Source organism: Martelella mediterranea DSM 17316 (genome assembly GCF_002043005.1).
GTDB classification, from domain to species: Bacteria; Pseudomonadota; Alphaproteobacteria; order Rhizobiales; family Rhizobiaceae; genus Martelella; species Martelella mediterranea.
Map to the genome: position 1 here is coordinate 3,421,262 of NZ_CP020330.1, position 12,090 is coordinate 3,433,351.

General features: G+C 64.5%; 11 protein-coding genes. 5 read left to right on the forward strand and 6 right to left on the reverse strand.

Annotated elements, in window-relative coordinates; genetic code table 11:
• Positions 1-28: 28 nt before the first annotated feature.
• The 4 genes from pyrH to Mame_RS15950 all read right to left on the reverse strand — a co-directional run bounded on the left by pyrH (position 29) and on the right by Mame_RS15950 (position 3,880).
• Positions 29-694, reverse strand: coding sequence for a UMP kinase (gene pyrH, locus Mame_RS15935; protein WP_051085095.1), 666 nt, complete (start codon positions 692-694; stop codon positions 29-31).
• A 173-nt stretch (positions 695-867) separates the two neighbouring features.
• Positions 868-1,794, reverse strand: coding sequence for a translation elongation factor Ts (gene tsf / locus Mame_RS15940; protein WP_026173367.1), 927 nt, complete (start codon positions 1,792-1,794; stop codon positions 868-870).
• Between the two features lie 251 nt (positions 1,795-2,045).
• The gene (gene rpsB, locus Mame_RS15945) at positions 2,046-2,855 is read right to left on the reverse strand and encodes a 30S ribosomal protein S2 (RefSeq protein WP_051085092.1); all 810 of its coding nucleotides are present in this window, start codon (positions 2,853-2,855) and stop codon (positions 2,046-2,048) included.
• 212 nt (positions 2,856-3,067) lie between these two features.
• Positions 3,068-3,880, reverse strand: coding sequence for an EipB family protein (locus tag Mame_RS15950; protein ID WP_157624531.1), 813 nt, complete (start codon positions 3,878-3,880; stop codon positions 3,068-3,070).
• 85 nt (positions 3,881-3,965) lie between these two features.
• Between Mame_RS15950 and Mame_RS15955 the strand changes: the two genes are divergently transcribed.
• The 5 genes from Mame_RS15955 (at position 3,966) to Mame_RS15975 (ending at position 7,357) form a co-directional block, all read left to right on the forward strand.
• Complete coding sequence (locus Mame_RS15955) at positions 3,966-4,433, forward strand: RidA family protein (protein WP_018064173.1); 468 nt, start codon at positions 3,966-3,968, stop codon at positions 4,431-4,433.
• The gene (locus tag Mame_RS15960) at positions 4,433-5,152 is read left to right on the forward strand and encodes a glycerophosphodiester phosphodiesterase (protein WP_018064174.1); all 720 of its coding nucleotides are present in this window, start codon (positions 4,433-4,435) and stop codon (positions 5,150-5,152) included. The genes Mame_RS15955 and Mame_RS15960 overlap by 1 nt, the downstream gene beginning before the upstream one ends.
• 61 nt (positions 5,153-5,213) lie before the next feature.
• Positions 5,214-6,413 (forward strand): GNAT family N-acetyltransferase, encoded by a 1,200-nt coding sequence (locus Mame_RS15965; RefSeq protein ID WP_018064175.1) that lies wholly within the window; start codon positions 5,214-5,216, stop codon positions 6,411-6,413.
• A 3-nt stretch (positions 6,414-6,416) separates the two neighbouring features.
• Positions 6,417-6,848, forward strand: coding sequence for an HIT family protein (locus tag Mame_RS15970; RefSeq protein ID WP_018064176.1), 432 nt, complete (start codon positions 6,417-6,419; stop codon positions 6,846-6,848).
• Entirely contained in the window at positions 6,845-7,357 is a 513-nt protein-coding gene (locus Mame_RS15975) for an MgtC/SapB family protein (RefSeq protein WP_018064177.1), read from the forward strand. The genes Mame_RS15970 and Mame_RS15975 overlap by 4 nt, the downstream gene beginning before the upstream one ends.
• A 2-nt stretch (positions 7,358-7,359) precedes the next feature.
• Here Mame_RS15975 and Mame_RS15980 read toward each other — a convergent pair whose 3' ends face one another.
• Positions 7,360-10,788, reverse strand: a complete 3,429-nt coding sequence (locus Mame_RS15980) for an ATP-binding protein (protein ID WP_018064178.1) — start codon at positions 10,786-10,788, stop codon at positions 7,360-7,362.
• Between the two features lie 3 nt (positions 10,789-10,791).
• On the reverse strand, positions 10,792-12,024 hold the full coding sequence (locus Mame_RS15985) for a metallophosphoesterase family protein (protein ID WP_018064179.1): 1,233 nt from the start codon (positions 12,022-12,024) through the stop codon (positions 10,792-10,794).
• Between the last annotated feature and the right edge of the window lie 66 nt (positions 12,025-12,090).

Here is a 12,090-nt window from a genome sequence, read left to right on the forward strand (position 1 = left end):
GCATGTGCCCGAAGCGGGCAAGACGTGATCATTCTTCAGTTACGATTGTCTTGCGGCCGCCGCCGGCCATGATCTGGCCGAAACCGCCGCGTTCGTGAATGGAAAAAACGATAATCGGTATGCTGTTTTCACGGGCGACCGCCACAGCGGCAACATCCATCACCTGCAGCCCGCGTTCAAGCACCTGCCGATGGGTCAGGGCGTCGAAACGGGTGGCGTCCGGATCCTTTTTCGGGTCGGCGGAATAGATGCCGTCGACCTGCGTGCCCTTGAAGATCGCCTCCGCGCCGATTTCGGCTGCACGGAGCGCTGCCGCGGAATCGGTGGTGAAGAACGGGTTGCCGGTGCCTCCGGCAAAGATCACCACCCTGCCCGCTTCCATATGGCTGCGGGTCGCGCGCTGGGAAAACGACTGACAGATCTCCGGCATCGCGATCGCCGAAAGAACCACGGTGTCGACCTGCATCTTGCGCAGCGAGGTGGCGAGCGCCAGCGCGTTGATGACGGTGCCCAGCATGCCCATGTGGTCGCCGGTAACGCGCTCGCCGCCCTTGGAGGCCACGGCCACGCCCCGGAAAATATTGCCGCCGCCGACGACGATGCCGATTTCCACGCCCATGGAGCGAACCTGGGCAATATCGGAAGCGATGCGGTCCGCGACGTTGACATCGATGCCGAAGCCCTGGTCGCCCATCAGCGCCTCACCGGAAACCTTCAGCAAAACACGGTTGAAAATCGGTTTCGTCAACGCCGCAAACTCCCTTACAAAGCAATGCCATCCCGATACACGAAGGGCGCCGCAATGTCACGCGGCGCCCCGGGGATTTCAACGGCTGATCCTGAAATGAACCAGACGGACGGAAGGGCTCAGCCCTTGGCCGTGGCGGCGACTTCCGCCGCAAAGTCGGATTCTTCCTTCTCGACGCCTTCGCCAAGCGCCAGACGGGCGATGGCGACAACCTTGATCGGCGCGCCGGCGTCCTTTTCCGCTTCCTTGACAGCCTGTTCGACGGTCAGGTCAGGGTTGATGACGAACTGCTGGGAAAGCAGCGCCACTTCCTGGAAGAACTTGCGCATGCGGCCTTCCACCATCTTTTCGGCGATGGCGGCGGGTTTGCCGGATTCCTTGGCCTGCTCCAGGAACACCGAACGCTCGCGATCGGCGATTTCGGCGTCAACTTCTTCCGGGCGCACGGCGAGCGGGTTGGTGGCGGCGACATGCATGGCGACCTGGCGGCCGATCGCGTTCAGCGCGTCCTTGTCGCCAGTCGATTCGAGCGCAACCAGAACGCCGAGCTTGCCGAGACCATCGCCGACGGCATTGTGCATGTAGGTCGCGACAACGCCCGAGCCGACCGAAAGCTTGGTCGCGCGACGCAGCGTCATGTTTTCGCCGATCGTGCCGATCGCGTCCTTGATGGTGTCGGCAACCGACTTGCCCGACTTCGGATAGGTCGCCGCGGCGATGGCGTCGACGGAGCCGTCGGTGCCAAGCGCCACTTCGGCAATGCCGGAAACGAGTTGCTGGAAGGCGTCGTTGCGGGCAACGAAGTCGGTCTCGGAGTTGACCTCGACGACGACGGCTTCCGCGTCGCCGGCGGCAATGCCGATCAGACCTTCGGCGGCCGTGCGGCCGGACTTCTTGTCAGCCTTGGAGATCCCTTTGGCGCGCAGCCAGTCGATGGCTGCTTCCATGTCGCCGCCGGTCTCGGCGAGCGCCTTCTTGCAATCCATCATGCCTGCGCCGCTCTTTTCGCGCAGTTCCTTCACCATTGCTGCCGTAATCGTGCTCATAACTTGCCTCTCGTCCATTCGCTGGGCGGCGCTGTCGGGCGCGCCGGTCGGGAGTGTACCCGTGTCTGTGACAGGGTGATGAAGCTCATCCCCTGACGGCCATGCCGTTTTCGCGGCTGGCGCGATGAAAATATGCATCGGACGGCCCTTTTTGAAGGCCGTCCTCATTCCTGAAACCCAATGGCGGCGCCGTTAACGCCGCCATAGAAAGGTCCCGTCGCGTCAGGCACGCGGGCCTGATGCCGTTCGCCTTACTCGGCGGGCTTTTCAGCAGCCGATTCGTCGACGACGGCTTCCTCGGCGGGCGCCTCTTCAAGCGCCGGCTCGACCGGTGCTTCGGCGGCAGCGCCGAGATCCATGCCCGAAGCGCCCTGCTGACGGGCAATGCCGTCGATGGCGGCGCGCGAGATCAGGTCGCAGTAAAGCGCGATGGCACGCGACGCATCGTCGTTGCCGGGGATCGGATAATCGACTTCGTCCGGATCGCAGTTCGAATCGACGATCGCCACAACCGGAATGCCGAGACGCTTGGCTTCCTCGATCGCGATCTTTTCCTTGTTGGTGTCGATGATCACGATCAGGTCCGGCACGCCGCCCATGTCGCGAATACCGCCAAGGGCGCGGTCGAGCTTTTCACGCTCGCGGTCGAGGTTCAGGCGCTCTTTCTTGGTGAAACCCTGCGCTTCGTTGGCGAGGATTTCGTCGAGCTTGCGCAGGCGCTGGATCGAGTTCGAAATCGTGCGCCAGTTGGTCAGCATGCCGCCGAGCCAGCGGGCGTTGACGTAGTACTGCGCCGAACGCTGGGCGCTGTCGGCAACGATTTCCGAAGCCTGACGCTTGGTGCCGACCATCAGCACGCGGCCGTTGCGGGCGACGGTGTCGGACACGACCTGAAGGGCGCGCTGCAGCATCGGCACGGTCTGTGCGAGGTCGATGATGTGGATGTTGTTGCGGTCGCCAAAGATGTAGGGCTTCATCTTCGGGTTCCAGCGGTGGGTCTGGTGACCAAAATGGACGCCTGCCTCAAGCAGCTGGCGCATGGTAAAGTCGGGCAATGCCATTGCCTTGTCTCCTTTTCCGGTTGAACCTCCGCAGACCTGAGAACGGACGGAAACCCGTCCGGCACCGGCGGAGCGCACCGGATTTCTCCCGGAACACCCCATGGCCTGCGTGTGGAATGCGGGCGCGATAGCCTGTTTTGAGACGGATTGCAAGTGCCGCGGCGATTTACGCCGTGACGACAAGCGCGCCTGGGAGCCCCTGCCGGGCGCGCTCAGCGCTGCGAGGCGGCCGTCGTCGGCAGGCCTTCACAAGCGGCGGGGTCAAGCATTTCGAGCTTGTCGAGGTGACCGGCCATCTTGAAGTTGCCGAAATCCATCAGCAGGTCACGGCTGACGCCGTTTGCCGCCAGCGTCATGGAGACGGTATAATCCGGCGTCTGGTCACCGTCCTGCGATGCGATCGGAAAATAGGCGGTGGTGACCGGCCACTGGTCGGGCCCGCTGCCGACGCCCTTCTCGCGATCGCCGATCAGCGTGACCGCGCGCATCACCTCCTCGCCAGAGCCATCGAAGGAGGCTGCCTCGTAAACGTGTTTGCCGGCGGCGGCCGCATCCAGAACATTAGCGAGATATTCCGTCGGGAACTGCGCCTTGCCGATATCGAACGGGTTCTGGTCGCCAAGCTTTACCGCGATCATGTGATCGGCGGCGCGGTTGGCCTCGCCCGCGGTCTCCGATTGCAGGCTGTAATCGGAAAACATCTTGCTGGAAAAGCTGAAGGCGCCCTTTTCCAGATCCTCGAAGGATGAGGATGTCTGGTCGGTGACCATCGCGCCGTGCTCGCGGGCGATATCCGTCACCATCCGCATTTCGGTGACATAACCCTCGCAGGGCGCGCCGGTGAAGGAATAGACGAAACGGCCATGCAGCCCCTCGATGCCGGACTGGCCGGACGCCCAGGCGAGCGTCAGGTCATAGACCGCGCGGTGGGGCTCGAGCGTCACCCCGGGTTGCGGCGGCATGCCGGCCGCAGCCGTCATTGCGAAGGTGGAGCAGAAAATTCCTGTAACGGCCAGTGTCCGCATCGACATTCCCCTTGGCTTTGAACACCGATGGTATAGAAAAGTCCCCGCTCTGCCAATCATCATCCCACCCTATCTGGAGCAGAAAATGTCCGACGCCATCGAAGACAGGCTCAAGGCGCTGTCGATCAAGTTGCCGGAGGCCGCCGCACCCGCCGCCAATTACGTCCCTTACGTCATTTCCGGGAACCTGCTTTATATATCCGGGCAGTTGCCGACCGAGGCCGGCCGGATGGTCGCAACCGGTCATCTCGGCGCGAATGTATCGCTGGAGGATGGCCAGAAGGCGGCGCGCGCCTGCGCCATCAACATCATCGCCCAGGCGAAAGCGGCGCTTGGCGGCGATCTCGGCCGGGTGACCCGTATCCTGCGCATCAACGGCTTCGTCGCCTCGACGCCGGATTTCACCGAGCAGCACCTCGTCATCAACGGCGCGTCCGGCCTTCTGGCCGAGGTCTTCGGGGAGGCAGGCAAACACAGCCGCGCGGCCGTCGGCATGGCAGCCTTGCCGCTGGGTGCGGCCGTCGAGATCGACGCCATTCTGGAAGTCGCCTGATGCGCACCTGGCTGACTGCCAATCCCATCGCCCATCGCGGCTATCACGACATGAACCGCGCGATCTGGGAGAATACCCTGCCTGCCTTCCAGCGCGCGATCGATGCCGGTTTCGCGATCGAATGCGATATCCACCTTTCCGCCGACGGCGTGCCGCTGGTGTTTCACGATGACGAGCTGCAACGGCTCTGTGGCCGCGACGGCGCGATCGAAGACCTCACGGCCGCCGAAGCGAAGACCATCGCTGTCGGGGGAACGGGGGCGACGATCCCGACGCTTACCGATCTTTTCGATGTCTGCGGCGGTCGGGTGCCGCTGGTCATCGAGTTGAAGGCAAGCCGCGCCGATCCGCAGGCCTTCGCCGAGGCCACGCTTGCCGCGCTCTCCGGCTATGACGGCCCGGTCGCGCTGATGAGCTTCGATGCCGCCCTCCTCTCAGCCCTCAAACAAGCTGGTGCGGCACAGCCGCTCGGTTTGACAGCCGAGGGCAAAAGCGAGGAAGCCCTGGCGGCCCATCGGAAAGCCTTTGCAATCGGCCTTGATTTCGTCTCCTATTATTACGATCATCTGCCCAACGAATTCGTTGCCGGGCTTCGGGCGAAGAGCGTGCCGGTGATCACATGGACCGTGCGCGACGAAGACGCCCGCAGACGCACGTTTCTAAACGCCGACCAGATGACCTTCGAAGGTTTCGACCCCCGCCAGAGCGCTCCGCTCTGAACACACGGGATTTGAGACCGGGCAGGACAGACAGTTCCAAGACTGCAATCCGAGAGATTTCTTGAGCGAAAACCTGCAGATCCGTATCGAAAACAGCTTCGCGAATATCGATCGCGCGGCCTGGGACAGCCTTGCCGCGACCACGCCCTCGCTCACCGGCGACGGATTCTACAGCCCGTTCCTGTCGCATGCCTACCTGTCGGCGCTGGAAGAATCGGGCTCGGCGACCGCCGACACCGGCTGGCTCGGCCATCACCTTCTGCTGGAAACCGAAGAGGGTCGCCTGATCGGCGCGGTGCCCTGCTACCTGAAGAACCACAGCCAGGGCGAATATGTCTTCGACCATGGCTGGGCCGATGCCTTCGAACGCGCCGGCGGGCGCTATTATCCGAAGCTCCAGGCCTCGCTCCCGTTCACGCCGGCGACCGCGCCGCATCTTCTGGTGCGCGACGGCTATGATCACGCGACCGTCGCCAAGGTGCTCGCAGAGGGGTTGCAGGCCGTCAACGACAGGCTTGACGTCTCCTCCACCCATGTCACCTTCGTGCCGGAAGACGAGATTGGCATATTCGAGCAGGCAGGCTTCCTGCATCGCACCGACCAGCAATTCCACTTCCTCAACCCGGGCTATGACAGCTACGACGCCTTCCTCGACACGCTTGCCTCGCGCAAGCGCAAGGCGCTGAAGAAGGAGCGCCGCACCGCACTCGAAGCCGGCATCGAGATCGACTGGCTGACCGGTTCCGATCTCACCGAGGAGATCTGGGACCAGTTCTACACCTTCTACATGGATACCGGCAGCCGCAAATGGGGCCGGCCCTACCTGACGCGGGACTTCTATTCGCTGATCGGCGAGCGCATGGCGAAGGACATCCTGCTGGTGATGGCGAAGCGCGAGGGCCGCTATATCGCCGGCGCGATCAATTTCATCGGCTCCGACGCGCTCTACGGGCGCCACTGGGGCTGCATCGAGGATCATCGCTTCCTGCACTTCGAGGTCTGCTACCACCAGGCGATCGACTATGCGATCGTCCATGGCCTGCAGCGCGTTGAGGCCGGTGCCCAGGGCGAGCACAAGCTGGCGCGCGGATACCTCCCTGTCACGACCCATTCCGCGCACTATATCGCCCATGAGGGGCTGAGGCGCGCGGTTGCCGATTTCCTCGCGCATGAGCGCGAGGATGTCGCCCGTTTCAATGATATTCTCGTCGACCACGGACCCTACAAGAAAGCTGGCGGCGAACGCATCGAGGAGGACTGAACCATGGCCGAGTACGACAACGACAATATCTTCGCCAAGCTGCTGCGCGGCGAAATCCCCGCCATCCGGCTTTACGAGGACGAACACGCGGTGGCGATCATGGATGTGATGCCGCAGGCGCCGGGGCATGTTCTGGTGATCCCGCGCGCGCCGTCACGCAACCTGCTCGACGCCGATCCCGACGTGCTGGCAAAGACGATCCCCGTGGTCCAGAAGCTTGCTCGCGCCGTCAAGGCGGCCTTCGATGCCGATGGCGTGTTTGTCGGCCAGTTCAACGAGGCGGCCGCCGGCCAGACCGTCTATCACCTGCATTTCCACGTCGTTCCGCGCCATGAGGGCATCGAGATGAAGCGCCACAGCGACGGCATGGAAGACATGGAGGTGCTGAAGGCCAATGCGGAAAAGATCCTGACGGCCCTGAAGGCGTCGCCATGACGCAATTTCTGGCCGAAGAGTTCAAAAACGCCTTTTCCGCCGATCACATCATCATGTTTGTGCGGCTGATCGGGGCCGCGATCTTCGGCGGGCTGATCGGCTTCGAACGCGAGATCCATCGCCATCCGGCGGGGCTCAGAACCCATATCCTGGTGAGCATGGCGGCGGCCCTGTTCGTGCTTGTCGCCATCGAGGTGCCGGAGATCATGCGCAGCGACCGCGACGTGCTGCGCGTCGATCCCACCCGCGTGGTGCAGTCGATCACCGAGGGCGTGGCCTTCCTCGCCGCCGGCATCGTGTTCTTGCAGAAAGGCACGGTGAAGGGGCTGACGACCGGGGCCGGGCTCTGGTTTTCCGGCGCGATCGGGCTGACGATCGGCCTTGGCCTCTGGAGCCTCGGCATATTCGCCTCGATGCTGGGACTTGTGGTCCTGTTCGTGCTCAGGCGTCTGGAAATCAACACAAATCTAAGCAAACGCAAGAGCTTGTCCGACGAGGCTCAGGAATAAGTTCAGCTCCGCTCCAGCGTTATGATGTCGGCCGACTCGCCCAATTCCCTGCGGGCGATCTCCACCATGCTCGACTCGTGGGTAAAGAGGATGGTTTGCAACCCCGCAAGACCGGCGAGCGCATTAAGGCCGGCCGCGCTGCGGGCGTCGTCGAAGGTCTGGAAGATATCGTCGACGATCAGCGGCGCGGGCTCGTTGCGGCTGGCGTAATCCTCCAGAAAGGCAAGCCGGAGCGCGAGATAGAGCTGGTCGCGGGTGCCGTCGCTCAACCCCTCGACCCGGATCGCATCGCCGCCGGTACGCACGGCTGAAAGCACCAGCGCATCTTGCTCGCCATACGCCTGTGACAGGCCCTCGAAACCGTTACGGGTCAGCGTGCGGAAATGCCGTCCCGCCGCCGCCAAAATCGGATCGGACCGGCTTTCCCGGTAGCGCTCCAGCGCGCCATCCAGCAACCGGCCGGCCAGCTTCAGCACCACCCACTCACGGGCAAGCGCCTGCGCCTCTGCCTCTGCCGAAGCGCGATCGAAGGCGGCGGTCTCGCTTCCCGGCCCGGTCTCCAGCGCCTGCTTGCGATGACGCAGCGCCATGCGCCGCTCCCGCAACGCCTCGATCTCGGCCGCATCCTCTCCGGCATCGGCCTTCAGATGCGCGAGCTCCTGACGGCAATCGACCTCGTCCAGCGTTTCGGCGAGCGTCCGGATCTCCTCCACCGAGGCTCCGTCGCTGATGCCGGAAAACCGCTGCCGCGCTTCGGCCAGCGCCTGCCGCGATGCCGCCCGCTGCCGCAACCGCGCCGAAAGACCGTCGATCGCGACGCCTTCCGGCAAGGTGGCGGCGATGGCTGCCATCCGGCCGTCGATCTCTTCCCGCGCGCCCGTGTCGGTCGCAAGTTCGGTGCGAAGCCGCTCGGCGCTTTCCGTAAGCGTTGCCCGCTGCGCCGCGCGCGTTGCATGATCGGCGGCGCGCTCGGCAAGTGCGTGGACGATCCGCGATGCCGGTTCGCCAGCGATATCCGCCGCCACGGCTTCCGCCAGTTGCAGAGCGGCGGCGTCGAACGCGGCGACGCGCTTGCTGTCGGCCTCTGCCTCCTGCACCAGCCGCGTCCGGTCCGCGAAAAGCGATGGCAGGTCCGCCCAAAGCGCCAGCGCCGCCTCCGCGCCGGCCAGGCCGGTTTCGCCCGGCAGGCCGACACTTTCGAGACTCGCGGCAAAACGCTCGCCCAAGGCTTTCTCCCCGACCCGCAACCGATCAAGCTGCTCCGCGCCCTTTTCGGCTGCCTGCCGCGCTGCCTTGAGCGCGCCCGCATGCTCCCGCGCCTCCGTCCAGCGTTCGCCAAGGCGGTCGAGCGCCGTGCCGACATCGCGCGCAAGGGCGCCAAGCGGCAGTGATGCGTCCGTGCCGAGATCGTTCGCAAGCCTTTCCAGCGCCCCACGCAGCGCCGCGTTGTTTCGATCGAGGACCGTTTTCCTGTCTTTCAGCGCATGGAGCGCGGTCCGCGCCTCGAGCAGCGCTTCCACGCGCCGGCGCCATTCGATCATCGCCCCGGGGGCGACGGGCGTGAAATCGAGCCCTGCAAAAAGCGCCTCGAAATCCGCCTGCGCTTTCTGCAGCGACAGAAGCGCCGCTTCGCGTTTTTCCGCGCCCTGCTGTCTTTGGGCGATCTCCCGGTCCAGCCGGCGAAGATTGTCGGCATGGCGGGCCACCCGCTCGGCATCGTCGAGCGCGTTGTCGGCCAAGCGGTCGGCGGCGCGCACGGCATCGCGATAAGCGCTATCCTCTCCGTCAAGCGCCTCGAACAACCGGTCGCGCTCCGCCCGCGCCGCATCGATCGCCGCACGGGTCGGAACCGGCCCGGCCTCGCGATCCTCGGCGAGCAATCCTTCCAGGCGCGCGCATTCCTCCTCGGCCTTCGCCAACGCGCTGTCGCACGCGGCCAGCGCCGATTCTGCCGATGCGATATCGTCGCACGCGGTCTTCAGCGCGGCCTCGGCAGGCAGATCGCCCGCCTGCAGGCCAAGAATATCATTCACCGCGGGACGCAGGCCGGCCGCCTGCTCCAACAGCACGCGCTCCTTGCCGGTGATCTCCGTTTCAAGCGTTTCCGCCTCTTTTATGCCGGTAAGGTCCTCGCGCAGCGCCTCATAGCTTTTGCGCAGCGGCGCGGGATCGCGCAGATGGGTCTCGCCATGCTGCTGTTCCAGCCGCGCAAGGGTTTCTCGATTTTCCGAAAGGGCGTTTTCGGCGGAACGGATGGCGCGGTCCTGCTCTTTCGACTGCTCCACAATCGCTTGAAACTCGGATCGCAACAGACTGTTCGGAAAACTCTTTTCCATACTTTCAAGAGAATCAAACCCAAGCTGAACGGCAGCGCTCCGCAACCGCGCCTCGACATCGCGCAGTTCATGCCGCCGGCGCGGCAGGCTCTCCAGCGCCTGTTCGTAAAGCCCGCTTTCGCGCTGCAGCCAGGCGATTTCGGCATGGCGCGCCAGAAGCGCATCGTCGACGACAAGCGCCTCCAGTTCCCGCTGTCCGGCCGCCTGCCGCGTCTCCTTGGCCTCTATCTGTTCAGCGAGCCGCGCGCGGCGGGCCTCAAGCTCACCAAGCTCCTCGCCGATACGGTCCTCGATCGCCTCGATATCGGCGAATTCGGCCAGCGCCGCGCTGTGCCCATCGATCTCGCCAAGCAGGCCGCGCAGCCGCTGCAGCCGCTCGAGCTCGCCGATCCGCCGCGCCCGCTGCAATTGCCGCTGCTCGACCATGGCGAAGTCCTGGGCGATCTCGCGCTCTTCCTTCAGGAGCGCGGTCCAGTCGCTGGCATTGAGCTGGCTGTCGCGCTCGGCCTTACGGGCTTCGTCATAGCGCTCCAGCGCCTGATAGAAGCTGCGGGTCTGCGACTTGCGGGGTGCGTAGATGCCGTCGGCTTCCGCTGCCAGCGCCTCGCTCGCCGCTCGCAACCCGGTCAGGCCGGAGGCCGCGGAAAACAGCATCTGGCCGATCTCCCCGCCATCGGCCAGCATCTCGTCCGCCCCTGCCCTGAGTCTCGCCGAATCGAGCCCGAAGGCGCGCTCGAACACCGCCCGGTCGAGGCTGCCGACAAAGCCGGCGAGCGCGTCATCGTTCAGTGCGGCTTCGGTTTCGGCATCGAGCAGCGTATTGCTGCGGCCCTTGCGCCGGCGGAAGGCGAGTTCGGTTCCGCCATGCGCGCGGAGCGTCGCGCCAAGGCGCAGGTCGCGCGCGGGATGCAGGAAATCATAGCCGACATTGCGGTCGGGAAATCCGAACAGAAGGTCGGAGAAGGCGGCGAGCGCCGAGGACTTGCCGGCCTCGTTCGGGCCATAGACGATATGAAGCGCGGCGTCGGGCCGGAACGTGACGGTCCGGTCGGTGAAATGGCCGTAGCGGATGAGATCGAGCGAGAGAAACCGCATAAATCACCCCTCCAGCCGCGCGCCGAGAATCGCGCGCGCTTCCATCAGGATATCCGCATGCGACCCCGAAAAGGCTTCATCTCTGGCGCCGACGCCGCCGGGCAGCTTCACCGCGATTTCATCGATCAGAGCCTCGATTTCGGCGTCCAGCCCCTCATTGTCGGCCAGCGCGTCGATCATAGCCTCGATATCGAGGTCACTATCCGACAGAAGCCGGCGGGAGGTCATCGGCGCTTCAAGCGCGATAACCAGTTTCTCAAGCCACAGATCGGCGTGCACCCGCTGGCAGGCGGCCTGGAGATCGTCGTGCCATTCGCCATGGGCCGCGATCATCCGATGGGCATCGCCATGGCGGCCTTCAAGCGTCAGGCGCAGGGCGACGGGCCGCGCGTTGGCCGCTTCCGCAAGCGCTGCCAGCGCGGTTTCCACCACCTGCAGGATATCGCTTTCCCTCATGTCGGGCGTGATTGCCACGGTAACGGCCTCGAACCGGGCGCGGTCGAGAATGATGCGTTCATAGCGCGGCCTGCCGTCCTCGACCGTCACCAGCACCGCGCCCTTGTCTCCGGTTTCGCGGATGTTGCGCCCCTGAAGATTGCCGGGATAGAGCGTCAGCGGATCGGCGGACACTTCCTCGAAGGCGTGGACATGGCCGAGCGCCCAGTAATCATAGCCGCGCGAGGCGAGATCCGCCGGCGTGCACGGCGCATAGACGGCATGCGGCGGCCGCCCCGAAAGCGAGGTGTGCAACACGCCGATGTTGAAATGGCCCGGCACCGCCGGGGGATAGGCAAGTGCCAGATTGTCGCCGGCCACACGATCGGCAAAGCCCTGGCCGTGCAGCGCCACTTTCAGCGGTTCGATGGTGAAGGTCTCGGGCTGGCGCGTCGAGAATTCGTGGACGCCGTCGGGCATCGCGATCGTGCGGGTGACGATGCTTTCGGCATCATGATTGCCGCGCAGGAAATAGACCGGGATTTCAGCGCGCGAAAGCCGGGCGATCTCGCGGTTGAAGAACAGGCCGACGCTGTTGTCGCGCCAGGCCCCGTCATAGACATCGCCGGCGATTACCATGAAATCCACCGACATCTCGATCGCGCAATCGATCAGCGCCGCGAAGGCATCGCGGCCGGCGGCGGCAAAGCGCTCGGCAATCTGCCGGTCCTTCAGCGCAAGTCCCGAGAGCGGGCTCCCAAGATGCAGGTCGGCGGCGTGGATAAAACGGAAACCGGTCAAACTTGCCTCATTTGTCTTCTTGTCTCGAAGGGGTAAAAGAGTTCGCGACGACACTTCAACCCCAAA